Source organism: Thalassotalea fusca (genome assembly GCF_053485835.1).
This window is the reverse complement of record NZ_JBQRUN010000005.1, coordinates 163,737-189,492: the sequence shown is the minus strand read 5'-3', so window position 1 is coordinate 189,492 and position 25,756 is coordinate 163,737. Positions and strand designations below refer to the sequence as shown.

At 42.9% G+C, this 25,756-nt stretch carries 22 protein-coding genes; 11 read left to right on the top strand and 11 right to left on the bottom strand.

Going from position 1 to position 25,756, the window contains the following annotated elements; genetic code table 11:
* Positions 1-12 precede the first annotated feature (12 nt).
* From astD to ACSLUK_RS08445, 9 genes are all read right to left on the bottom strand, one after another.
* Positions 13-1,485, bottom strand: a complete 1,473-nt coding sequence (gene astD, locus ACSLUK_RS08485) for a succinylglutamate-semialdehyde dehydrogenase (protein WP_448548121.1) — start codon at positions 1,483-1,485, stop codon at positions 13-15.
* A 42-nt stretch (positions 1,486-1,527) separates the two neighbouring features.
* Positions 1,528-2,547 (bottom strand): arginine N-succinyltransferase, encoded by a 1,020-nt coding sequence (gene astA / locus ACSLUK_RS08480; protein ID WP_448548120.1) that lies wholly within the window; start codon positions 2,545-2,547, stop codon positions 1,528-1,530.
* 59 nt (positions 2,548-2,606) lie between these two features.
* Positions 2,607-3,824, bottom strand: a complete 1,218-nt coding sequence (locus ACSLUK_RS08475) for an aspartate aminotransferase family protein (RefSeq protein ID WP_448548119.1) — start codon at positions 3,822-3,824, stop codon at positions 2,607-2,609.
* Positions 3,825-4,159: 335 nt separating this feature from the next.
* Positions 4,160-5,305, bottom strand: a complete 1,146-nt coding sequence (locus tag ACSLUK_RS08470) for an HDOD domain-containing protein (protein ID WP_448548117.1) — start codon at positions 5,303-5,305, stop codon at positions 4,160-4,162.
* Positions 5,306-5,356: 51 nt separating this feature from the next.
* Entirely contained in the window at positions 5,357-5,971 is a 615-nt protein-coding gene (locus tag ACSLUK_RS08465; RefSeq protein ID WP_448548231.1) for an anthranilate synthase component II, read from the bottom strand.
* A gap of 170 nt (positions 5,972-6,141) precedes the next feature.
* A complete protein-coding gene (locus ACSLUK_RS08460; protein ID WP_448548116.1) occupies positions 6,142-7,107 on the bottom strand; it encodes a 5-oxoprolinase subunit C family protein in 966 nt (321 codons plus the stop codon).
* A gap of 1 nt (position 7,108) precedes the next feature.
* Positions 7,109-7,864: a 5-oxoprolinase subunit PxpB gene (gene pxpB / locus ACSLUK_RS08455; protein ID WP_448548115.1), complete on the bottom strand. Its 756-nt coding sequence runs from the start codon at positions 7,862-7,864 to the stop codon at positions 7,109-7,111.
* A gap of 3 nt (positions 7,865-7,867) precedes the next feature.
* A complete protein-coding gene (locus ACSLUK_RS08450; protein WP_448548114.1) occupies positions 7,868-8,644 on the bottom strand; it encodes a 5-oxoprolinase subunit PxpA in 777 nt (258 codons plus the stop codon).
* A gap of 10 nt (positions 8,645-8,654) precedes the next feature.
* On the bottom strand, positions 8,655-10,568 hold the full coding sequence (locus ACSLUK_RS08445) for an MOSC N-terminal beta barrel domain-containing protein (protein WP_448548113.1): 1,914 nt from the start codon (positions 10,566-10,568) through the stop codon (positions 8,655-8,657).
* Between the two features lie 176 nt (positions 10,569-10,744).
* Here ACSLUK_RS08445 and mpl point away from each other — a divergent pair, with 176 nt between their 5' ends.
* The 11 genes from mpl (at position 10,745) to ACSLUK_RS08390 (ending at position 21,189) form a co-directional block, all read left to right on the top strand.
* Positions 10,745-12,121, top strand: a complete 1,377-nt coding sequence (gene mpl / locus ACSLUK_RS08440) for a UDP-N-acetylmuramate:L-alanyl-gamma-D-glutamyl-meso-diaminopimelate ligase (protein WP_448548112.1) — start codon at positions 10,745-10,747, stop codon at positions 12,119-12,121.
* A 12-nt stretch (positions 12,122-12,133) separates the two neighbouring features.
* Positions 12,134-12,754 (top strand): flavin prenyltransferase UbiX, encoded by a 621-nt coding sequence (locus ACSLUK_RS08435; RefSeq protein WP_448548111.1) that lies wholly within the window; start codon positions 12,134-12,136, stop codon positions 12,752-12,754.
* Positions 12,755-12,942: 188 nt separating this feature from the next.
* Positions 12,943-16,161 (top strand): amidohydrolase family protein, encoded by a 3,219-nt coding sequence (locus tag ACSLUK_RS08430; protein ID WP_448548110.1) that lies wholly within the window; start codon positions 12,943-12,945, stop codon positions 16,159-16,161.
* Between the two features lie 140 nt (positions 16,162-16,301).
* Positions 16,302-16,703 (top strand): VOC family protein, encoded by a 402-nt coding sequence (locus ACSLUK_RS08425; protein ID WP_448548109.1) that lies wholly within the window; start codon positions 16,302-16,304, stop codon positions 16,701-16,703.
* Positions 16,696-17,016 carry a cupin domain-containing protein gene (locus tag ACSLUK_RS08420; RefSeq protein WP_448548108.1) on the top strand — a complete coding sequence of 107 codons (321 nt, stop codon included), beginning with the start codon at positions 16,696-16,698 and terminating at the stop codon, positions 17,014-17,016. The genes ACSLUK_RS08425 and ACSLUK_RS08420 overlap by 8 nt, the downstream gene beginning before the upstream one ends.
* A gap of 121 nt (positions 17,017-17,137) precedes the next feature.
* A complete protein-coding gene (locus ACSLUK_RS08415; RefSeq protein ID WP_448548107.1) occupies positions 17,138-17,380 on the top strand; it encodes a DUF2789 domain-containing protein in 243 nt (80 codons plus the stop codon).
* Between the two features lie 176 nt (positions 17,381-17,556).
* On the top strand, positions 17,557-18,147 hold the full coding sequence (locus ACSLUK_RS08410) for a HutD/Ves family protein (protein ID WP_448548106.1): 591 nt from the start codon (positions 17,557-17,559) through the stop codon (positions 18,145-18,147).
* The gene (locus ACSLUK_RS08405) at positions 18,144-18,563 is read left to right on the top strand and encodes a GFA family protein (RefSeq protein ID WP_448548105.1); all 420 of its coding nucleotides are present in this window, start codon (positions 18,144-18,146) and stop codon (positions 18,561-18,563) included. The genes ACSLUK_RS08410 and ACSLUK_RS08405 overlap by 4 nt, the downstream gene beginning before the upstream one ends.
* A gap of 270 nt (positions 18,564-18,833) precedes the next feature.
* Positions 18,834-19,043, top strand: a complete 210-nt coding sequence (locus ACSLUK_RS08400) for a hypothetical protein (protein WP_448548103.1) — start codon at positions 18,834-18,836, stop codon at positions 19,041-19,043.
* A gap of 64 nt (positions 19,044-19,107) precedes the next feature.
* Positions 19,108-20,505, top strand: a complete 1,398-nt coding sequence (locus ACSLUK_RS08395) for a radical SAM/SPASM domain-containing protein (RefSeq protein WP_448548102.1) — start codon at positions 19,108-19,110, stop codon at positions 20,503-20,505.
* Between the two features lie 240 nt (positions 20,506-20,745).
* On the top strand, positions 20,746-21,189 hold the full coding sequence (locus ACSLUK_RS08390) for a nuclear transport factor 2 family protein (RefSeq protein WP_448548101.1): 444 nt from the start codon (positions 20,746-20,748) through the stop codon (positions 21,187-21,189).
* Positions 21,190-21,259: 70 nt separating this feature from the next.
* On the opposite strand, the gene ACSLUK_RS08385 is transcribed toward ACSLUK_RS08390, so the two are convergent.
* Together ACSLUK_RS08385 and ACSLUK_RS08380 are read right to left on the bottom strand one after the other, a co-directional pair.
* The gene (locus tag ACSLUK_RS08385) at positions 21,260-23,503 is read right to left on the bottom strand and encodes a GH92 family glycosyl hydrolase (protein ID WP_448548100.1); all 2,244 of its coding nucleotides are present in this window, start codon (positions 23,501-23,503) and stop codon (positions 21,260-21,262) included.
* Positions 23,500-25,752 carry a GH92 family glycosyl hydrolase gene (locus ACSLUK_RS08380; RefSeq protein WP_448548099.1) on the bottom strand — a complete coding sequence of 751 codons (2,253 nt, stop codon included), beginning with the start codon at positions 25,750-25,752 and terminating at the stop codon, positions 23,500-23,502. Before ACSLUK_RS08380 ends, ACSLUK_RS08385 begins: the two co-directional genes overlap by 4 nt.
* Between the last annotated feature and the right edge of the window lie 4 nt (positions 25,753-25,756).

Below are 25,756 nucleotides of genomic sequence, written 5' to 3'. Positions count from 1 at the left end.
AACTAAGTGTCATTACTTAATTGTCAATCCTGGGCTTAATGCAGCAGGTAGCGCTACTTTTTCAGCCTCAACTGATGCTACTGGGTATGCACAGTAGTCTGCCGCGTAATAAGCACTTGCGCGGTGGTTACCGCTCTCACCAATACCACCAAAAGGTGCTGCGCTACTTGCGCCAGTAATTGGCTTGTTCCAGTTGACGATACCCGCACGGATGCGTTTGAAGAAGTGTTGATAATCCGCTTCTGAATCGCTCAACAATCCAGCCGACAAACCGAATGAAGTATTATTGGCTTCATTGATCGCAGCATCGAAATCGCTGTAGCGGTAAATCTTCAATAATGGACCAAAGTGCTCTTCATCTGGCATTTCATCGATAGCTGTAACATCAATAATGCCTGGCGATATAAAGCCTGTGCCAGCTTCTAAATGCTTAAGTTCGAGCAGTGATTTGCCACCTAAAGATATTAGTTGCTCTTGTGCTGCAACTAAACCTAACGCTGCGCGCTCAGAGATCATTGAGCCAATGAACGGCTGCTCTTCATCATCATAGTAACCAATCTTAATGGCTTTAGTTGACTCGACTAGCTTAGCAATAAGCGCATCGCCTTGTTCGCCTTCAGCAATAAATAGGCGACGTGCACATGTACAACGTTGGCCAGTGGTAATAAATGCTGATTGGATGATATCGTGTACCACGGCGTCAGTATCGGCTACATCCTTAACGATTAACGGGTTATTTCCACCCATTTCTAATGCTAAGATTTTGCCCGGCTGTCCACCAAATTGTTCATGTAGTAATTTACCTGTAGTAGAACTACCTGTGAAAAATAGACCGTCAATTTGAGGGTGGCTTGCTAATGCTTTACCTGTTTCAACTTCACCTTGAACTAAGTTGATTACGCCAGCTGGAAGTCCTGCTAATTGCCATAGCTTTAATGTTTCTTCAGCCACTAATGGCGTTAGTTCACTTGGCTTAAATACAATGGTGTTACCTGCGATTAACGCAGGGACAATATGACCATTAGGCAAGTGGCCTGGGAAGTTATAAGGGCCAAATACCGCAACAACACCATGAGGCTTATGGCGGATAAATGCTTTTGCACCTGGCATTGGGTTTTCAACAGTACCTGTGCGTTCTTCATAGGCTTTAACAGAAATAGCAATTTTACCTATCATCGCGCCCACTTCTGTACGCGTTTCCCAAAGTGGCTTACCTGTTTCAAGGGCAATTGTTTTTGCTAGTGATTCTTTGTTCTCTGTTAATACGTCTGCAAATTTCGATGCAAGCGCAATACGCTCTTCCAGTGATGTTTGAGACCAAGTTTCAAACGCTGTACGCGCACTTTCAATTGCTTTGGCAACTTGCTCAGCTGAGGCGCTCTTACCTTGCCAAATAACTTCATTCTTGGCAGGGTTTAACGAAGCAACATCGTGACCTTCGCCAGCGAGCCATTCGTTGTTAATTAGTTGATTTGGGTGCGTCATTTTCTTTTTCCTCGTGTCTAATAGTGCTATTAGACGTTAATCTTAGTTACTGACCAGTCGAATCCAGTCGCCTTCTTTTACATTTAAGGCGTCAGCATGTGCTTGACTAATCACCGCTTGTTGTGCGGTTTCTCTAAGAGATAATGGTGCTTGAATCGCTCTAAAGTCAGCTATTTCTGTGTTACAGATGATGTAGTTGTCTGTTTTATCAACGTCGCCAATAATCACCTGACACTTTTTACTTTCTTTCACCGTTCGGATTGAAGATGTTTGTGATTCAACTGTTGGACCAGCATCAAAAATATCAACATACCCACGACGACAGAACCCTTCCGCTTCCAATAACCTAAGTGCTGGAATTGTTTTATCGTGAACCTTATTGATAACTTTTTGCGCTTCTTTACTCAGTAAATTCACGTAAATAGGGTATTTAGGCATTAATTCCGCGATAAATACTTTCTTACCGATACCTGTTAAGTAATCCGCTGTCGGAAAATCGATCGAGAAGAAATGTTCTTCTAACCATCGCCAGAATGGCGAGTTGCCATCTTCATCAGAAACACCGCGCATTTCTGCGATAACAGTCTCGGCAAAGCGCTCTAAGTGTTCTGCGATGAACAAGAAACGAACGCGTGATAAAAATCGTCCATTGTTGTTCTTACGGTGGCTTTCACTTAAGAACAGTGTACAAATCTCAGTGGTCCCAGTGTAGTCATTACATAGGGCTAAGGTTTCTACAGTGTTATAGATATTTAGCTCTCGAGAGTTATGAACAACTTTACCTAAATGATAATGATAGAAGGCGTCATCTAAACCTACCGCAGCTTCGATACCTGTTGTACCAACTACTTGGCCAGTTTCAGTGTCTTCCATCACAAATAGGTAACCTTCATCACCCGGTTGTGTGACATTTTTTTTGCTAAAAGACGATTCCGCACGAGCGATGCGCTGTCTTAATAACTTTTCATTGACAGGAAGTGATGTAAAACCGTGTCCTGATTCGATAGCAATACGATGTAATGCATCGTAATCACTGTCTAGAATAGGGCGTATTATAACCATAGAAAAATCTCAATGAGTAATTAGAAGGGCAAGTGCAACGCACTCGCCCGCTCAAGTTATTAAGCGTTAACGATAGACGCCACAGCTTTTTCGAAACGTGCTAAACCTTCAGTGATATCTTCGTTAGGAATAACTAAAGATGGAGCGAAGCGCACGATGCTAGCGCCTGCAACTAAGGTCATCACACCTTCTTTGATCGCTGCATTTAAGAAGTCTTTAGCACGGCCTTGATACTCGTCTGTTAACACAGCACCGATAAGAAGACCTTTACCACGAATTTCTTTGAAAACATTATACTTAGCATTGATTGCATTTAAACCTTCAACATAAGTGGCTGCTTTTTGCTTAACACCGTTTAATACTTCTTCAGTATTTACCGTGTCAAAAGCGGCTTCTGCAACAGCACAAGCTAATGGGTTACCGCCGTAAGTACTGCCGTGTGTACCAATTTTAAGGTGCTTAGCAATTTCAGTTGTTGTGATCATTGCGCCGATTGGGAAACCACCACCTAATGCTTTAGCTGTTGTTAAGATGTCAGGCGTAACACCTAATCCTTGATAAGCATAAAGCTCACCAAGACGGCCAACACCAGTTTGTACTTCATCAAAAATTAATAATGCGTTGTGCTTGTCACAAAGCTCACGAACACCTTTTACAAATTCGTCAGTAGGAGAAACGATACCACCTTCACCTTGAAGTGGTTCCATCACGATGGCACAAGTTTTGTCAGAGATAAGTGCCTTAACGCTGTCTAAGTTGTTGTATTCAGCGTGAACAATATCACCTGGCTTTGGACCAAAACCATCAGAATATGCCGCTTGGCCACCCACAGTTACAGTGAAGAATGTACGGCCGTGGAAGCCTTGTTTGAATGCGATGATTTGAGTTTTGTCTGCACCGTGAACTTCAAGTGCCCAGCGACGTGCTAATTTCAATGCGGCTTCGTTTGACTCTGCGCCAGAGTTTGCAAAGTAAACTTTTTCAGCAAAAGTATTGTCAACAAGCTTCTTCGCTAAACGAAGTGCTGGTTCATTTGTCATTACGTTTGATAAGTGCCAGATTTTGTCTGCTTGCTCTTTCAGTGCACCAACTAATGCTGGGTGACAATGACCTAAACAGTTAACTGCGATACCACCTGCGAAATCGATGAATTCGCGATCTTGTTGATCCCATACGCGAGAGCCTTTACCACGAACAGGAATAACGGCTGATGGTGAATAATTAGGTACCATCACGTCGTCGAATAATTCACGATTTACAGGAAAATGATTGGTCATTGTATACTCCTCTGTCTGGGGACGTCCCCACGATTAATTTGGAACATCTACGGTTATCTTGATTGTAGCAGCCTGCATGGCTGTTTATCTAAAAGGGATCAAGATACCTTATTGTAGTTCAATTTTAGGGGAGCATTATGACAGAAAAAAATAACTTTGTCTTGTTTTGATTGCGCTGAAAGCCTTTATTGATAAGGGTTTGGCGGTTTTATTCAATTAACTTGCATAACTATAAATACGTGTTAATTGCTTAAAAAATGCAAAGCCAGACAGGATAAAAGTCCACCACTTGCTAGAATGGGCGAGGGAATGATTCATAAATAATCAAAAAAAAATTACTTAAAATTTAGTTTTAAGTGGTCAATATCGGTTTTCTTGAGCAGTGAAATGTCTTCTGGGGTGAGTTTTGCTGCAGCCAAAAAGCGCTTTGCTTCTTCGCTGCTGATAAGGTCGTCTTTGACTAAACTGCGAAATGACACATAGGCTTTTGCTTTGATCATGATTTGAGCGAGTGGCGTCATTCGTTTCAACTCGTGGCTATAAGCGAGATCAAATGCAGTCTCTGTAATAGGAAGGCGATCAAACCGCATTAATTCGATAACGTCAGCAGCTACTTTTGCGCTATGAGACACAAGTTGTTCGTGCAATAATTCTGGCGCCATATCAAAGTCTACCAACACATCGTGCAAGCGCTTGTCACGATTTTCATAGGCGGCCTTCAATTCAGCTTTGTGCATGTCATTATAGGTGGTAATAAAACAACGGGTAACGGCCAGTGCACCAATGTTGCTTAACATACCCGCGGCAAATGCAACAAAGCCGTCGATACCTTGCTGCTCTGCTAACGCTCGTGCGGCCAATGCTACAGACAAGCCATCATTCCACAGTTTTCGTTTCATCAGAGGGTATGGTGATGTACTAATGGGCAGCCAGTGTTTCAACATAAAAGTAGGCATGACCAATTTCAAATTGTCTAATCCTACATAACTCAGCGCTAAATTAGGCTCTGTCACCTGAATATCTGAACGTTTACGGTATTGTGGTTTGTTGACTAACGTGATTAACTCATCTGCCAGCCACGTTAGCGAGTTTACTAATGGGCTGATGCGATTGATGGACGCTGCCCTAACCGCCAGAATTTCCATAATTGCTGGCGCGGCGTCTTCGATGCTTAGGACGCTGGTATATAAATTCTGCTTGTTATCAAATTCATTATTAACTTTAGCAGTCACCTTGGCGTAGAACTTTGCCATGATTTGTGCTTTAAAATGAATTTTTCCATGCTCTTCAATAACTTTATCTTTCTTAGCCTTTCTTTCAACTTCCAATAGCTCTCGGCGCGTATTTTCTTGCTCACTTTCTTGTCGTTCGTTGGTTGGAATTTTGCCATAGAGTTGCTCAGCAAAATCTTTACTGATAGAAAGTGCGATTGCTCGCTGATATATTGTGGAGACTAGCTCGTTATTTTCAAAAAATTGCATGGAATGTATGAAAGCTAAAACCGACGTTGCTAGTCAGTCTATCGGCTTATCTTAAGTATTCTTTATATTATTATAAGTATTTTCAACATATTGCATGATAAAATTGTGCAATAAGTCATGTCCTTTTTCTGTCTGTACCGACTCAGGATGAAACTGAACGCTGGCGATGGGCAACGTTTTGTGCGCCAATGCCATGATTTCATCCACATCACCAAGCGCGTCTGTTGACCATGCGGTCACTTCTAGTTCATTGGGCAGTGTATTTATATCCACTACTAACGAATGATAACGAGTTACGCTTAATGGGTTAGGTAACGCTGTAAATAACCCCGACTGCTGGTGAGCAATGCGAGAATTCTTACCATGCATAACCTTTTTCGCCCGAACCACTTTAGCACCAAAGTGTTGTGCAATGCACTGATGTCCTAAACAGACACCTAAAATAGGGATTTTCCCTGCAAACGCTTCAATTGCCTTTAGCGATATACCTGCGCTGTCTGGATCGCATGGCCCCGGTGATATCACGATACAACTTGGTGCTAACTCAGCTATTTCATCTATGGTAATTTGATCGTTTCGGTAGACTCTAGTGTCTTGCCCTAGCGTTTGAAAATAGTGAACTAAATTAAACGTGAACGAATCGTAATTATCGATCATCAATAACAAGGGGCAACCTTTAAACTTCAAACAAACCGCGCGTATTCTAATCGCAATTGATACGCAAATCACCTATTTTCCATTTAAGCATCATATTTGTAGGACAGAGGGCGGGCTGTTATAGGCAGTTTATTGTTACGATACTTGTGTTACTCCTATCACAGGTGAGATTTCATAGTTTAATTGGTGATGTTAAGTCGCTGATAAAGCATATGAAGTTGCTGTTGTGCAAACGATAATGATACGGGCCGAAAGGTTACCTTAGCGCCAGCCGTAAGCTGTGCTAGTCGAAAGAGATCGGTTTGCATAACGTGACCGATGATAGGGTAACCGCCAATGGTCTGACGTTCTTTCATCAAAATGATGGGCAAGCCGTCACTGCTAATTTGAATTGTGCCAAACGCACAAGGACGTGAAAGTTGTTGAAAATGACTGGCACTGAGTGGCAATGGCATCCCATTTAATCGATAGCCCATCTTGTTGCTATTGCGGGTGATTTCGTATGATTGTGACAAAATGATATTTTGCTCGCTTTCGCCTAAATGACGCCACAGATCACAGGGGATAAAGCGTAACGTGAGCTGGTCAAACGCATAAAAATTAGTGGGGACAGGCTGGTAGATTGAACCAAGCTCGATTCGTTGTTCGTCATCAATAGGTGTTAAAGTGAGTGAATGCCCCGATTTCAGAGGATGAATCTCGACCGCTTCGTTCATCGCATCAGGCACTGGAGAAACGCTTTCTAAAAATTCTGGGGATGCGATACGGTGCTGCAGGGCAATATATACATATACGCCAGTCGTTGGACGCGAAATTGACAGTTTTTGGCCTGCTGCAAGCGATAGTTTGTGCCACTGGCGCTTAGTTTTACCGCCAATGAATACTTGGCAATTAGCGCCAGTGATCGATAACTCAATATCGATAGAACTTACTAGGGTTGTTTCTGCTAGCGCTAATTCGATGACCGGTGCTGAAGCTGAATTCCCCAGCAGCAGATTAGCATATGCAGCGGCATGTAAGTCGGCTGCACCGCTAGCACTAAAACCTAAGTGTTGGGCATGTTCGCGTCCTAAGTCTTGCAGCGTAGCGTATCCCATTAGGTGTTCGATACTGATTATTGGCTGTTTTCCCCTGTCACGATTCATGTCAACGAGACTCCTGTTGAACTTGGCCGCCGAGTCGCTCAAATTCGTCTTCGTCGATAGCTCTGAACCGAACCGTATCACCAACTGAGATGGTCGGAGAAAAACAAGCGGTTAAATGATACATAGAAAACGGTGTTTGGCCGATGATGTGCCAACCTCCAGGGCTTTCATTTGGATACACTGCGGTTTGGCTGCCTGCAATAGCAACCGCACCTTTAGGTACTCGTAATCTAGGCTTTTGCCTTCTAGGGAGTATCAGACTTTCATCGAGAGACGCTAAATAACAAAAACCAGGAGTAAACCCAAGTGCGTAAGCGCGATACTCGCTTTGGCTATGAATGTTAATAACGTCATTACACGATAATTTGGTGGCGCTTGCGACTTTAGCTAAATCCCAACCTGCAACCTCATTGTACAAAACGGGAATTTCAACAACGGAAGCCTTGGCATTGTTGTTGGCGGCTTGGTCATTTTGAGGGGAGGTTGACGTTTCAGAAATAACTTCTGATAGTACAAAAAACAAATGTTCAACGGTCAATGAGGCAAAGTGGTAGTAGACAATCAAACTGTTGTAGCTGGCCACGCTGTCGATAAGTTTCTGACCGAGTCTGTTATTGATTTCTCGCTGGACAGCTAGAATGTGATGATGCTGGGCTTCGTCGATGTTTTCAGGCCAACATAACAAGACCGCATTTTCTGTGATAAATTCAACTGCGATATCACTAATGGTCATCTTAAGTTGCTGTGTAGTTTTCATTGTTTACGCTGCACAGCTATCTAAGTAAGCACGTAATTCCTTGACCATGGTTAGCGCTTCTGCGGTATCACCGTGGACACACAAGCTATCAATACTGAGCGATAATGCTGAGCCGTCTTCTGACATAATGACTCCACCTTCCTTAATATCCTTACAGCGTTGAACAACAAGTGGTATATCGTGCACAACCGCATTGGCTTTACTCCTTGGCACCAACTTACCATTGCTTTGATAGTTTCTGTCGGCAAACCCTTCAAATATCAGTGCAACACCCAAACATTTGCCAATGGTAATGAAGTCTTTGATATATCGCGGTGGAAGTGCCTGCATCATCAATGGTAATGACAGTGACTTGGCCGCCATAGCAACACTTTCAAAGATGTCTGTATTTGCCATCATGTCATTATACAATGCGCCATGGGGCTTAATATAGGCAACTTGCCCTTGATGGTGGCGACACAATGCTTGCAAAGCGCCAACTTGGTAAATAATCATTGTGATCAATGAAGAGCGATCATAGGCGATTGAACGTCGGCCAAATCCTTCTTTATCTGGATAGCCTGGATGAGCACCGATCGTGACATTGTGTGCTAATGCTTGAGCAATCGTCTTGCTCATTGTGTTTGGGTCTCCAGCATGAAATCCACAGGCAATATTGGCGCAATCAATGTACGGCATAATCTCGGCGTCGTTGCCCATTTTCCACGAACCGTAGCTTTCACCCAAGTCACAATTGAGTGTTAATCGATTGAATACGCCGTTGAGCGATGTTGATACCATTAGTTAACCCTTAGTCTCCGGAAATAACCAGATCCGATTTTGGAATGCAACTACATGAAAGTATATACCCTTGTTCTTGCTCTAAGTCTGTTAAGCCATCTTTAGCGAGTTGTTCTACTTCACCACTTTCCAATTTCACCTTGCAAGTGCCACACATGCCTGCACGACAAGAGTATGGAATAGCTAATCCTGCGGATTCCGCTTGGTCTAACAAAGGCTCTTTGGTATTGCCTTTGTGAAAAGTATCCCAGGAGTCAAAGAGTATTCCCACTTGTTTGACTTCTTCGGCTGGTGTTTGTTCGGTTTGCTGTGTTAATCGTTTGCCAAAGCTCTCGTAATGGAATTGAGATTCAGGTAAGTCGATTGCCATCAAAAGCGACTTGGCGTGTTCTCTGAATGCTTCTGGACCACAAACCAGCACTTCTCTCGACAACAAATCAGGAATGCAGCGGAGCATTTTCTCTGTTAGTCTGCCTTGATGATCGGTCCACTCAGGTGGCGCTGACTGCGTTAGTGTGAACTCAAGGCGGCAATTGCCGTGTTGTTTGGCTAACGCTTTGACTTCGTCAAAGGCAATAAGGTCGTTCTCGCTATGTGCGCTATGAAAAAAGGCAACATCGTTATCAACGCCTTGGTCGACTAATGCGCGCAACATTGACAGCATTGGCGTAATACCGCTGCCGGCAGAAAGCATCAGTATTTTTTTAGGATTAATGGCCTGCAAATGAAATTGACCACTTGGCTGTTTGGCTTGCAGCTTATCGCCTACTTTCAAGTGGTCATGTAAGTAGTTTGATACTACGCCTGGCACTTGGTTATCGTTGACGCGTTTGACAGTAATACTTAACAGATTGGGTCGAGTCGGGCTCGACGACAGCGTGTAGCAACGATTAACTTCTTTACCATCAATATTTAACGTTAAGGGCAAATGCTGACCAGCACTGTAATTTACTTGCGTATTATTAGCTGTTTTTAGCCAAAAGGTTTTTACGTCGTGGGTTTCCTCGGTAATTTTGATGCATTCGACAGGGAAACTCGAGCTAGTTATTGTACTTGCACTCATTGCCGCTACTGATTTTTTAGGCGTATTACCTCTAACATGATGAAATGCTGGCGGACTTTGCTTACTTAACACCGTAACACTGTCACCCATGTGGATTTGGCCTTGATTCAGCGCAATTAGGTTTTGACCAAACATGACATCGCCACTTTCTACCTGTCGATACTTTTTCAGGGTCGATAGCGGTTCTTGCTTCGCGTGCTTCTGTGCATTGCTCGGATCAATCGTTGTGAAGATGCAACGAGAGCATGGCTTAACAACTTCAAATTCAACTTCTCCGATACGAATATGCTTCCATGTGTCTTCTTCAAATGGTTCAGTATTGCTGACGACAATGTTTGGTCGAAACTGCGCCATACTGACCTGATGATCGCTCATACGTTCATTTAGATCTGCCAGTGAGGCTTCCGAAATCAAAAGCAATGGATAGCCGTCGGCAAAGGCGACTTGATTCATACGATTCTTAACTCGACGACTGGATTGCTCGCCAAAAAATACCAACTGGCAAGGCTTACCTAAGTACTGACTAAACCAAGTATCGTAATCCGGTGCGCAATATTGACCCGCAATGGTATCTTTCCAGACAGTTACTTGTCTGTACTCATGCGTAAATTTGGCGTAGCTAATGTTTAACACTGGCATATCAGGAGCTGTTAGCAATAAGCCTCCGGGAGTCAAGCTGGCGCTAATTAAACAAATTGTGGGATCTGTTCGTGCTGTAATGAACTGTCCATTGTTGTCCGTTAGTACGAAACGGCGATCAAACGCCAGACCAAAATCATCAACCCAAGCATTCGAAAGGCCAATCCCTTTGCTGGACTTTATTGGATAGACATTGATTTCGGTTAGTGCAGGCAACAACATTGATTTTCCTTGTTTAAAACATTAGATATTCTCGATCTTGAGCAATTCAGCCACACTTTGCAATCGATAGTTTTGAATCATCTTGATTAATTCATTTCATATGTGCTGTTAGCTGTAATTTCAGGTATATTGACCGCAAATATTAAGTTGTTGTGATTACCAGGCTCAGAAAGTTTATGCATATTCATATTTTAGGTATTTGTGGTACGTTCATGGGAGGCATTGCCGCCATAGCCAAACAAATGGGGCACAGAGTGTCAGGATGCGATGAAAATGTGTATCCCCCCATGAGTACGCAACTTGAACAGCTAGGGATTGAACTGCAACAAGGCTACTCTACGGATCAGCTTGCTGAAGAGCCAGACATGGTGGTCATTGGTAATGCCATGTCACGCGGTAATCCACTTGTTGAATATGTGCTAGATCGAAACATTCCTTACACATCAGGTCCGCAGTGGTTATTAGAGCATGTGTTAAAAGATCGCTGGGTGCTGGCGGTTTCTGGCACACACGGGAAAACAACAACCAGTTCTATGCTGGCATGGATATTAGAGTACGCTAATTTAACGCCGGGTTTCCTCATTGGCGGCGTACCGCAGCATTTTGACTGTTCAGCTCGATTGGGCAACTCGCCGTTTTTCGTTATTGAAGCCGATGAATATGACACCGCATTTTTTGATAAGCGTTCTAAGTTTGTTCATTATCGTCCACGCACGTTAATCATTAATAATATGGAGTTTGACCACGCAGATATCTTTGATTCAATTACAGATATTCAACGTCAATTTCATCATTTAGTTCGTATGGTACCCAGTAATGGTTTGATCTTGTCCTCGACCCAAGAATCCTATGTTCAGCAAACCTTAACGCAAGGATGTTGGACACCTCAAGAATTGATCGTTGATGAAAGTGGTATTGAGCAAGGGTGGTATGCGAAGAAACTGGTGGATGATGGCAGCCAATTTACTGTGTATTTTAAAGGTGAAGAGCAAGGTACTGTGTCGTGGCAACTCATCGGTGATTTTAATATTGATAATGCGCTGATGGCAATTGCCGCTGCTCGCCACGCGGGAGTGCCTGCTAATTATGCCATTGAAGCATTGGGGCAGTTTATCAATACCAAACGGCGGTTAGAATTGCGCGGTGAAGTTAATGGCGTGCGCGTTTATGATGATTTTGCTCATCACCCAACGGCCATTACTAAAACACTGAAAGCTATGCGAGCAAACGTTGGTAACGGGCGCGTCATAGCTATACTTGAACCACGTTCGAATACGATGAAGTCGGGGGTACACAAAGCAACGCTGGCGCAATCTCTTGCAGATGCCGATGCCGTATTTGTGTATCAAGGTGAGCAAGTGCAATGGTCTGTGGCACAGCTTATTGAAGATTGTCATCAACCCTGCACTGTGGAAAGTGATATGTCATCATTTATTGCTGCTATCGTGGCACAGATACAGGCTGACGATACTATTGTTGTGATGAGTAATGGCGGATTTGGCGGTATTCATCAAAAATTACTTGGCGAACTCGAGCAAAAGTTTGCGAAATAAGGGCGATTACTCATGAATGTTGAAGAGATGAAAAAAATAACTTTGGCTATTACGGGTGCTTCTGGTTCGGCTTACGCATTAAGATTGCTTGAGTGTTTGTTGGCGGCCAATTATCAAGTGTATGTACTTTGTTCTAGTGCGGCGCGTGTGGTGTTTGATACAGAAGTCGGTTTAAAACTACCTGCAGCACCTGAAGCTGCCAGTCAGGTGTTGATAGCGCGATTCAATGCGCAACCTGAGCAAGTCAAAGTGTTTGGTAAAGAGCAGTGGTTTTCGCCTGTGGCATCAGGTTCGGCTGCACCTAAACAAATGGTTGTTTGTCCTTGTTCTACAGGCACACTTGCCGCGATTAGCCAAGGCATGAGTGATAATCTCATTGAACGAGCGGCGGATGTGGTAATAAAAGAGCGTGGCCAGCTAATTCTCATGCCGCGTGAGACGCCGTTTTCTACTATTCATTTACAAAATATGCTGACCTTGTCACAGCAAGGAGTAACCATTATGCCTGCGGCGCCGGGCTTCTATCACAAACCAGAAAAAATTGAAGACTTAATCGATTTTATGGTTGGGCGTGTACTTGATCACTTGGGTATTGAACAAACTATCATGCCGCGCTGGGGTTATCAGATTTAATTGCAAAATAGCGGTGCAGTTTGATGCGCTGTGCGATTTAATCGATAAAAGCTAACAATTTAACGCAACAGCCTTTGCGCTAAATCGAAATGTGAATTACCTTATTAGCACTCAAAAGTGCGTTTGAAGGTTAAGCATCATCAATTCTTGATACGCACTAACAATAATAATGATACAGGTGCGTATTCATGTCTCAATTTTTCAAGAAAAAAACAGCGATCGCGTTAACTATTGCGATGTCGCTGGCTAGTGTTGGCGCTGTTGCGTCTAACGAATCGACAGATACAAAAGCGGAAAAGGCGTCATGGTCTGTAAATGAGCCGATGGGCGAATTTAAGACCGTTGATATTAATGTCACCCAAGGTACATGGATGAACATTGATATTAGTCCTGATGGCAAAACTGTCGCGTTTGATTTGCTCGGTGATATTTATACGATGCCTGTCTCAGGCGGAAAGGCGACCCCGTTGATGACCGATATTGCTTGGCAAATGCAGCCAAGATTTAGCCCGGATGGCAAATCTATCGCATTCACGTCCGATCAGGGAGGAGGTGATAACCTTTGGCTAATGGATATTGATGGTAGCAATCAACGTGCTGTAACCGAGGAAACCTTTCGTTTATTAAATAGCCCTGCGTGGTCACCTGACGGCCAATACCTTGTGGGTCGAAAACATTTTACAGGTTCGCGTTCTCTTGGCGCTGGAGAAGTGTGGCTATACCACAAATCAGGTGGCAGCGGCGTGATGTTAACAAAACGTCCGAACGAGCAAAAAGATCTTGGTGAGCCAGCGTTTTCACCTGACGGCAAGTACGTATATTTTTCTCAGGATGCAACACCGGGTAAGACCTTTCATTACAGCAAAGATTCGATCAAAGGCATTTACAAGATTAAACGCCTAGAATTAGAAACAGGTGAAATCGACGTTATTATTTCGGGCAAAGGCGGCGCGATTCGTCCAACACCATCACCAGATGGTAAGTATTTGGCATTTATAAGTCGCGATGATTTTCAGTCAAATCTGTATCTGTATAATTTAGAAAGCGGTGAAGAAAAGCTCGTATACCAAGGGCTTGAGCGTGACATGCAAGAAACTTGGGCAATACACGGCGTATATCCAACGATGGCTTGGACACCTGATAACGAAAACCTCGTTTTTTGGGCGGGTGGTCAGATACACAAGCTATCGCTAGACACACAAAAATCTACGGTGATTCCTTTTGAAGTAAACACGCAAAAGAAAATCCAGAAAGCCCTCAGGTTTGCGCAAGATTTAGATATCGACAACTTTAACGTTAATATGCTCCGTGATGTTGAAGTATCGCCGGATGGCAAAAAGGCGGTATTTGAAGCGATGGGGCATATCTATATTAAAGATTTACCCAATGGCCAACCCAAACGATTAACAAAACAAAAAGACCACTTTGAGTTTAATCCGAGCTTTTCACGAGACGGTAAGAAAATCGTCTATGTCACATGGGACGACCACAAACTTGGCAGCATTAAAGTTGCGTCGGTAAGAGGCGGTAAAGGTAAAACCATTAGTAAAGTTGCTGGCAAGTTTGTTGAGCCAAGCTTTTCTCCTGATGGCAAAACCGTGGTATATCGCAAGATTTCTGGCGGATATGTACTTGATTCAGTTTGGGGGCTAAACCCTGGTATTTATTCTATACCAAGCAAAGGTGGTGAGGCTAAACTGATTACTGAAAGCGGTCTACAACCGCATTTTGGTGCGCGTTCTGACCGTATTTATGTGACACGCAACGGCGAAACTCCACATTTAGCGAGTATCAGTCTTGATGATCATCAAGAGCGTAAACTGTATCAAGGAAAGTTTGCCACTGAATTTAGAGTATCGCCTGATGGCAAAAAACTCGCATTTGCTGAGCGCTTCAAAGTGTTTGTTACACCATTTGTTGAGCGTGGTAGTGTGATTGATACGGGACCTAAGGCTAATAACTTACCTGTAGAGCAGTTATCAGTACGCGCTGGTGAAGGTATTAATTGGAGTAGCCGTTCTGATAAGCTTTACTGGTCACTTGGCTCTGATTTATATCAGGCGAGCATTGATGGCCTATTCTCTGGTAACGCGAAAGCGGCTGACGATACTAAGGACGAAAATGTTAAAGTAACTAACCTTAGCTTTGAACAAAAAGCGGATAATCCATCTGGGACAGTCGCGTTTGTTGGTGGCAAGGTTGTCACGATGGAAGGCGACCAAGTGATTGATAACGGCGTTGTTTTAGTACAAGGCAACAAGATAGTTGCAGTAGGTACGCGAGACACCGTCACTATCCCTTCATCGGCAAAGCAAATTGATATCACGGGTCAATCGATTGTACCTGGGTTAATTGACGCCCATGCGCATGGTTCACAAGGCAGTAGTGAAATTATTCCGCAACAAAACTGGATCAATTATGCGGGCTTAGCATTAGGTGTTACTACAATTCATGATCCGTCCAACGATACCACAACATTTTTTGCTGCAAGTGAAATGCAAAAAGCAGGAAAAATCGTTGCACCACGTCTGTTTTCAACGGGCACGATTTTGTATGGTGCAACTATTCCGGGTTACACCTCACATGTCGATTCACTCGATGACGCCAAATTTCATATAGAACGCTTGCAAAAGGCTGGTGCATTTACCGTAAAAAGTTACAACCAGCCACGCCGGAATCAACGTCAGCAATTTATTCAGGCTGCACGTGAAGCACAAATGATGGTTGTACCTGAGGGGGGCTCATTGCTTCAGCATAATCTAACGATGGTTGTTGATGGGCATACAACGCTAGAACACTCTATTCCCACAGCAGATATTTATGATGACATTAAGCAATTGTGGTCACACTCAAAAATGGCCTATACACCGACCATGGGAGTTGCTTACGGCGGTATTTCTGGTGAGCATTTCTGGTATGACACTACCGAAGTATGGCGTCATCCGCGTTTAAGTTTGTTTGTGCCGAGCGAAATATTGGAACCGCGTTCAATGCGCAGAACTAAAGCGCCTCATCATCACTATAACCATATCAATGTAGCTAAAACTGCCAAGGTTATGCAGGACTTAGGAATTGAAGTAAATTCTGGTGCACATGGTCAACGAGAAGGTTTGGCAATGCACTGGGAAATGTGGATGATGGCGCAAGGTGGCATGACACCATTGCAAGCGCTGAAAACTGCCACTATTTCGCCGGCGAAGTCACTTGGTCTAGACAACAATATTGGTTCGATTCGTCAAGGTAAGTTGGCTGATTTAATCGTCATCAATGGTGATATTACTAAAGATATTCATTTAAGTGATCGTGTGAGCTATACCATGGTAAATGGTCGCCTCTATGATGCAGAAAGCATGAATGAAATTGGTAACTACGACAATAAGCGCGAAAAATTCTACTTTGAAAAGTAACCGCTAATCCTCAGTTGAAGCGAATCGAAAGGCATTATCATGTAGTGATAGTGCCTTTTTTTTCTTGCAATACCCCAAAAAATACCTTGCTAAGCAATAATTAAATAAGTAAAAACGGATTGGTATAACAAGGAAATGATATGAATTTAAATCAAGTGACTTTGCCTGTAACCAACATGGAAAAATGTTGTCATTTTTATCGTCAATTGGGGTTTTTACAAATTGTCGATACCCCGCATTACGCACGCTTTGAATGCCCAGAAGGGGACGCAACATTTTCACTTTCCCTCGAAGAACAACAAGAACACCATTCGGTCACAATTTATTTTGAACACGAGCAATTAGATCAATGGGTGACTAAACTTATCAATAAGGGTATTGAATTTACTCAAATGCCAACGGATCAGCGCTATTTATGGCGTGAAGCGGAGCTTCGTGATCCAAGTGGCAATAAAATCAAGTTATATTGGGCGGGTGAGAACCGCAAGAACCCACCTTGGCGGGTGAATATTAGCGATACAGTGGAAACTGACAATGCATAAAGACAACATCAGTAGTAACTTACCAAGCGACTTTTCTGAGGAAGTATATAGCCACCTCATGCGTACACCTAATGTACGTGTGGAAAGAATCGTTTCTAAAGGTCATATTTCGCCGGAAACGGGTTGGTATGAGCAGGATGAAAATGAATGGGTGATGGTGGTTGAAGGGGCGGGCAAGTTGCAGTTTAAAAATGGCGATGAAGTGCACCTGACCAAAGGCGACTATATAAACATTCCTGCGAATGCTAAACATAAAGTGACTTGGACTGACCCAGATGTTGTTACTATTTGGCTGGCGGTATTCTATCCGTAATATGCGTTATACCAATTGGATCCCTAACTTTATCAATCGTTGCGATTTTGAGTTACCTAAAGTGAAAAAGAGGGTCTATAGTTAGATTACGATCTGTCCGTAACAACAAAAAGAGAATACTATGGAAATGCAGAATCACCCTTTGTCTTCTTTGTTTGAACAATTAGGTTTGCAAAGTAATGAGCAGGCGATTGAGAAGTTTATTAGGTCTCATCGACCAATTGGTGGTGAAACCGAGTTACATGAGGCCGGTTTTTGGAATCCATCGCAAGCGGCTTTTTTAAAGGAAGCGAAAGATAACGATGCAGATTGGGCTGAAGTGGTGGATCAGCTTGATGCTATGCTTAGAGTCTCTGCACACTAACCTGATCTGTTAATCATAATAAAAAGCGAGCAGCGTCTCGCTTTTTTTATGCTTACTATTGCTATTAATATCATCAAAATAGTCTTTTTTTTGTACCTACAATTGCTATCAATAGTCTTTTTGTCATTGTGTGATGTGATATTATTGACCGATGATAATTTTGCGGTTGAAAATAAATGCAAGTCACTCAAATAGCTCCTACTGAATTTCATCGGGTGCCATGGAAAAATGGTTTAGGTTATACCTTGGAATTAGCGGTCAGTGAAGGAGGCTCAATGTCCGCGTTTGATTGGCGGCTCAGTATTGCTACCGTCGCTCAAGACGGTGTGTTTTCTGATTTTAGTGGCTACTGGCGCAACTTGATCTTACTGTCTGGCAAAGGGATTGAACTTACGCATAGCAATAGCCCCACTAACCTACTGAGGCAGCATTTAGACGTAGCAAAGTTTGATGGTGGTGAAACGACGCATGGCCGTTTGATTGACGGTGAAATTACTGACTTCAATGTGATGGTTAATCTCGATAAGTACCATCTCAATACACAAACTTTTAGTGATGACATATCAAAAACATTTGATGTTCAGGAAATTATATTCTGCTATTCGCCAAATGAAGACTTAAAGTTAACTATCTTAGATGAAACAAGCATTATACCTGCGGGCCATTTATTAAAATTGACTGCAGAAAAAGCGCAAGATAGTAACAAAGTACACTGTGAAGGTAGTGGCGTGATTATTATTCAATTACAGCGTAAGGAAGTAAAGTGACAACCACTCGAGATTATCAAGGCAGTTGCTTGTGTAAAGCAGTTAAAGTCGCCATTAAAGGTGAAATCAGTAGTATTATTCATTGTCACTGCTCGCTGTGTCGTAAATCAACAGGGAGTGCGTACGCGACCAATGGGTTTGTGAATACGAGCGATTTTCAGATGTTATCAGGACAAGAAGCCATAGCGTCATACGAGCTTAAACCGGGCAAAGCGCGTCATTTTTGTCGCATTTGTGCTTCACCAATTTATAGCAGTAATAGTGCAGATCCTACGCGAATTCGTTTGCGCTTAGGATTGTTAGACTCTGATATTGAAGAGCGTCCAATATCACATAATTTTGTTACTTCCAAAGCAAATTGGGAAGAGTTTGACAGTAACTTGCCACATTACGAAAAACACGAACCCTCGCGCTAATATCAAATAGCCAACCTTTTTTATGGGATTGCAATGTAAATACAACATTGCAATCCGTTATTATTTTTCAATAACTTACATGTTGTGGGAGATTAACAACCTTTTACACCATTGACCTATATTGTTCATTTGCTAGTTTTCATCTCGTCGCTGGTTAGCGTTGCTTCGCTACCTTAAGCGACACATATCACCTCGCCTGTTAACGGTTGAGCACAGATTCACCTTTACAGGCGAAACAACGAATAATTTTCATTAACAAAGGAATATGAGATGAAACAAAGTAAACCATCGATGATGGATCTCACACAAACTCAAGCATTATTGGAAAAAATTGAGGGCGGTCATCGTCAGCAAAACATTCAAAATTTCACACCGAATTTTGACGTCATCTTTAAACCCACACCATGCGATTTGCTAAGTTGTGTAACGCCAATCTATGGTGCTATTACAGATCCTCGCTGGCAAATCAAAGCAGACTAATCGTTAAAATATCGACACCTTGTTGCACGGGGGCCAAGGTGTCGTTTTGACTTATGGAGCAATCATGGAAGTGTCTTTACAAAAAAAAGGGATCAGGATTAAAGAATACCAACGAAAAACCTATGCGGTTTGGGAAATCACCCTAAAATGTAATTTAGCGTGCAGTCATTGTGGTTCACGCGCTGGTGACAAACGAGAAAACGAGCTAAATACCACTGAAGCACTAGATTTAGTCAATCAAATGGCAGAACTTGGCATCAAAGAGGTAACTCTCATCGGTGGGGAAGCATTCTTGCGACCTGACTGGCTGATGATAGCTGCTGAAATTACTCGGCTAGGCATGGTGGCAAGTATGACTACTGGCGGGTATGGTGTATCGCTCGGCACCGCTAAGCGAATGAAAGCTGCAGGTATTACAACTGTCTCTGTTTCTATTGATGGCTTAGCATCAACACATGACAACATACGTGGCAAAACAGGGTCATGGCAACAATGCTTTGAAACAATAGCGCGATTGAATCAAGTTGGCATTATTTGTGGCGTAAACACGCAAATAAATCGTGAAACCGCAGCAGAATTACCCATGTTATATCAGGCACTGGTGGATGCTAATGTCAGTGCTTGGCAAATACAGCTAACCGTGCCTATGGGCAATGCCGTAGAAAACAGTCAATTGCTGTTACAGCCCATTGAGTTACTTGATTTATATCCGTTGCTTCATTACCTGTCATTGCGTGGAAGAAGAGATGGGCTAACAATTCAACCGGGAAATAATATTGGCTACTATGGCCCTTACGAGCGGGTATTAAGGGGAGCGAATAATCTAGAGAACGATTGGGCATTCTATAAAGGGTGTCAAGCAGGACAAAGCGTCATTGGCATTGAAGCCGACGGTAGTATTAAAGGTTGCCCTTCACTACCTAGTGATGCGTACGTTGGCGGGAATATTCGAGAAAAAACATTGTCGCAAATCTATTATCACAGTGACGAGTTGAGTATTAATGAGCATCAAAGCGATGCTAAGGCGACTGAACATCTGTGGGGGCATTGTGCCAGTTGCGAATTTGCCAATACTTGTCGTGGAGGTTGTCATTGGACGTCACATGTATTTTTTGGCAAGCGGGGTAATAACCCATACTGTCACCATCGCGTATTAAAGCTAGCGGTACAAGGTCGCAAAGAGCGATTTTATTTGAAAGAACGCGCTAAAGGGACGCCATTTGATCATGGTGTATTTGAGCTGCTTGAGGAGAATATTGGTCCGATAGATCCCAATGCGCCGCATCACTTTACGCTAAAAAAAGCCCAATACCCAAAACGCTGGCTACAGGAGAATCCGCAACTAATTCAATCACTCTATTTTGAACGGGGACTTGGAATGAAACGCTATATTGATGCAGGCATCGTTGATCGCGAACAATCTCCGTGGTTTAAAACCAAAGAAAGTGATACTGCTTTGTGATAGTGCGTTGGCCTAGCTCTAACGTAGAATTTAGCTTCCAACTGAATAGCAAAGAATAGATTCAATATTTTTTGCATCAAATGGTTACATAATAAGTGTGGTGTTTTTCTTGAGTGTGTTCAATATGTGTCTTTGGCGTGTTCTCATATATAAGTGGCATATGCAACATTGTGACTGAGCTATGTGTATTTGTTATATACGCTAGATTAATTAACAACCATTAATGAGTGGAGAATTTTAATGTTACACAAGAGAATATTATTGGCATTTGTGATTAGTTGTCCATTGCTAGTCAATGCAACGAATTTTGAGCAGGAGACGCAGTTTTTGCCTTTGGTAAAAAAACTTGTTGCTGCGCAGCGTAACTTTGATTCTAATACTCTTGATTCAATGCTAAGCGATGATTATGTTGAGATTTCACCCGTCGGAGAAGTAGATCACCGAGAAGAAGTGTTGAAGTTTTATGATAAAGCCAATGCGGGTAAAGCTGGTGAAAGTCCACAAATTGAAGTAAGTGATTTAGAGGTTCAGCAAAATGGTGATCACATATTTCTTATTGTTAAAGAGACTTTTAGTATTCCAGGTAAAACCCAGCAATTCGCAATGAGAGTGTCTTTTAGTTTGGTCAAAGAGCAACAAGGTTGGTTATTTTCGACAGCACATTATACTGGCATCAGACCATAACTGACTTCGTTAAATTGAAAGGATAGGATTGCGTTTTTCAATATACGCAATCCTTGACACTTGTTAAGGACTATTGCGCTACGCGAAAGTTTAATTGGCCACCTTGCGTGAGTTGATGATGATCCATAAAGTAGCCTTTAATGGGTTGTTTGTTAAACTCAATCGTCTGAATGAAACTAGTCTCAGTTGATGACGGGGATGTGCTGATTATCAATTTTTCACCCGAATAATACTTCGGATTCAGCGATATTTCGATTTCATCAAATTGTGGCTTCACCAGTGCGTAATTCATGTCTCCCGGTGACGTAGGGTACATGCCCATCATGCTAAAAACTAACCATGTTGAAAGCGTACCTGCGTCGTCATTACCCGGTATACCGCCTGGCGAGTTAGTGTAATGTTGTTTAATTAACTCTGTCACTCGTTGCTGGCTCTTCCATTCTTGACCGGGAACGTAGTTGTATAGGAACGGGTAAGTAATATCGGGCTCATTCGCCATATCAAAATTATCGGTGGCGAATGTTTTATCAAGCTGATTGACGAAGTTACTCGCACCGCCAAGTAACGAGATTAACCCTGGTATATCGTGAGGTACGTAGAAACGGTAATTCCAAGCATTTCCTTCAATATAACCGGGGGCAGGCTCAAAGTTACGACCGAGTTGAGGATCATAAGGCGTAAACCACTGCCCATTGCGAAATTTAGGTCGTAGCATGCCTGTTTGCGCGTCAAATAACTTTTGATAATTCATGGAACGCGCTAAAAATAGCTTGTAGTCGTCTTGGTGGCCAAGGGCTTTTGCTAGTTGTGCTAGATTCCAGTCAGCGTTGTAGTACTCTAAACTCGTAGAAACTGTGCCTTCCCAAGTGGTTTCATCGTCAACGGGAACATAACCCAGTGACATATAATCAGCGTTCTCAGGGCGTAATAAGTTGTTATCAACGGCAAGTGCCGACTTTTTCGCAGCCTGATAAGCAGCGTGCACATCAAAGTCTTTAATACCCCGCAAGTAAGTATCTGCAATGACTGATGTAGCAGGGTCACCTACCATTACTTCAGTTTCCATGCCGAGCAACTCCCATTTCGGCAGCCAGCCGCTCTCTTTTGCCATATCGATCATAGAGTTGACCATGTCAGATTGTAATTCTGGATAGATTAAACTCAGCAATGGGTGGAGATTGCGATTGGTATCCCATAGTGAAAATACGGTATAGCGATTTTTCTTACCATTGTTGCCAATAGCCCATTGTGACATTTTTGGGTAGTCACCATTTACGTCTTGAAATATATTTGGGTGAATAAGACTATGATAAAGCGCGGTATAAAAAAGTGTTTTATTTTCAGTTGTACCTTTAACTTTCACACGGCCTAGCAAATCCTGCCACCTGCTTTCGGCTTGGGCTCTTACCTTGCCAAAATCAAACGTGGTTTGCTCTGCATCTAGATTTTTTCGTGCATTTTCAATGCTGACATAGGAAACGCCTACTTGCACCTCAATAGCTTCGTTTTCATTAGTGTCAAAGCTGAAATATGCGCCAATGTCGTCGCCCGCAAGAGCTTGTTGGTAATTGGTATAGGGCTTGTAAGTATTGTTATAGCCAATCCAGTCGGCCTCAACATTCTTATATTCAGGCATTTTTTTCCAAGCGCCAAATGTCTTAGCAGGCTTGCTTAAACGAGCAACAAAGAAAACCGGTCGAACATCTTCTGGGTTGTAGCAGAAGGTACCGATCATCTTGAACCCTTCCACTTCTTGATTTGATACAATACGCAACATGCTCCCCGTTTCATTGGTGAGACCTAAACCTAAATTAAGTAAGATGTTTGATTGCCCTTTAGGGAAGGTATAACGACTCAACCCAGAACGCAGTGTGCTAGTCATTTCTGCGTTCACTTGGTATTTATTGAGGTGGGTGCGGTAGTAGCCAGGAGAGGCTTGTTCATTGCTATACGTGGAGCCGTATTCTTTTGCGGAAAAGTTCAGTTGGCCTGTTGTTGGCATCAGTAATAAGCTACCTAAATCCGGACAGCCAACACCACTTAGATTAACATGACTAAAACCTGTCAGAAATTTATTGTCGTGAATATAGGCGCGTGAGTTCCAAGCAGCATCTTTTTCAAACTTATTCAGTCCGTTTTCTTCAAAGGCAACGTTGAATGGAGATACCGACACCATGGCATGAGGAAATTGCGCCCCGGGGTGGGTAGCACCGAAATTTGACGTGCCAATGAACGGATTCACCCAATCAAGCACACGCTCCGCATGTGTGGTAAAGCACAGAAAAGTTATCAGTGCACATGTCAGTCTGATCATTTTGGCTCCGAAGTCATATTAAATACGAGTTTACCGCCCGCCATAATATCACGATGATAAATAACAGGTTGTTGATACTTTTTACCATTGAGAAAAATAGATTCAACATACACATTGTCTGGTGATTGATTGTGGGCGATCACCGTAAATGTTTGACCATTTTCTAAATGAAGTTGTGCGCGATTAACTTCAGGACTGCCTAGCACATATTCCCCAGATACCGGGTTGACCGGATAAAACCCTAACGCGCTAAACATATACCATGCAGACATTTGACCAGCATCTTCATTGCCAACTAATCCGTCAGGGGCTGTGCTATATAATTCGTCCATTATTTTTCTCACGCGTGCTTGCGTTTTTGTAGGAGAGCCTGCCAGTTGGTACAAATAGGGCACATGATGAGCGGGTTCGTTACCATGCACGTATTGACCTATGTACCCTGAAATCCATTCAGGTAGCTCACCTTCAGATTGTTGGGTTGTAAACATATCATCGAGTTTAGCAACAAATGCTTCTTTACCGCCGTGTAGTGCAATCATACCGTCCACATCATGTGGCACGAAAAAGTTGTATTGCCAGGCGTTGGCTTCGCAGTAATCTTCCGGGTGATAGGCGAGCGGATCAAAGTTTGGTTTAAAGTGGCCTTGTTCGCTCTTGGCGCGCATAAAACCTGTTTGCTGATCAAAGTGCTGACGATATTGCTGTGCTCGTTGGCTAAAGTAGTAGTATTCATCATTCTTGCCTAACGCCTTAGCGAGTTGTGCAATACTCCAGTCGTCAAATGCGTATTCTAGCGTTTTTGAAACATTCCATTGTCCGTGCTCAAAAGGGACATAACCAAGCTGTTTGTATTTATCAATACCAAATGCATTTTGCATCGCACTCTTCTTGACCGCTTGATAAAGCTTTTCGCCATCAATATCGGTCAGGCCTTTTAAATAGGCATCTACAATAACCGGTACTGCGTGATAACCCATCATCATATCGGTTTCATTGCCCTGAAAATTCCAAACGGGTAATAAGCCATAAACCTCATAATGTTCCATCATCGAGGTGATCATTTGTTTACTGGCCACGGTATCGGTAATTGTTTTCCATGGGTGTAAGGCGCGAAAGGTATCCCATAATGAAAAAAAGGAGTATCGATACGTATCTGTCGCGCGATGAGTTTGACCGTCAGGTCCTTTGTATTGGCCATTGGCGTCTGAAAATACGCGAGGCGCTAAATAGCTATGATAGAGCGCCGTGTAAAACTGCGTTTTATTGTCGTCGCTCGCATCAATGTCGACCTTAGCTAGTGCCTTGTGCCACAATTTTTGGGCATTTGAATGATATTGCTCAAACGTTGGGTCGACACCATCAGTCATTAGGTTTTCTTTGGCATTTTCGATACTTACCGAACTAATAGCGGTTTTTACGATTACTTGATTCGTATCTAGCTGTGAGAAATTAAACGTTGCTGTGACACCCGTATTGCTGGCGTAACTGTTATGTGCAACCTTAACTTTTTCTTCGTTTTCTATGTGGTATTCGTTGATAGGAGTCGAGAATTGACTGTAGAAATATACCCTTTGGTCGGCAGCCCAACCTGTCGAGTGGCGATAGCCTGCAATGGTATACGCATTAATCACAGTCAATTGAGTCCGTGTGGTCTTATCCCAATTACGTGCATAGCCTAAATCGAGTTTAACTCTCTTGTTTTGACTGGCATTGGCAAAGGTATATCGCTGAACACCTGTTCTCAGCCCCGCGGTTAGCTCAACATTGATATCATAATCGTCCAGATATACTTGATAATAACCGGGCGAAGCAGCTTCATTGTCGTGACTGAAATGGGAAATCACAGTGTTTTTTGGGTTGATGTCATCGAGCTTTAGCTGCCTAGCTTCGCCAGCTAATGGCATGAATGAAATGTCATATAAGTCGCCTGCGCCAGTGCCCGATAAATGGGTGTGACTAAAGCCTGCAATGACATTATCAGTATAAAAATAGCCAGAAATCCAATCCCAACCATTTCGGCCATTGTCTGGACTCAATTGCACCATGCCATATGGTACTGTGGCACCGGGATAGGTCTTACCCTTACCATCCGTGCCAATGAACGGATCAACCCATTGTAGCCGATTATCGGTTTGGCTCAGCTCAGCGGGTTGATGTTCACCAGTTGTGTGTAAGTATTTGCTACAGCCGGTTATTAATAAAATAGTGATCAAACCGGCCGTGTATTTTGGTAACGTCGATTGCTTCATCGGA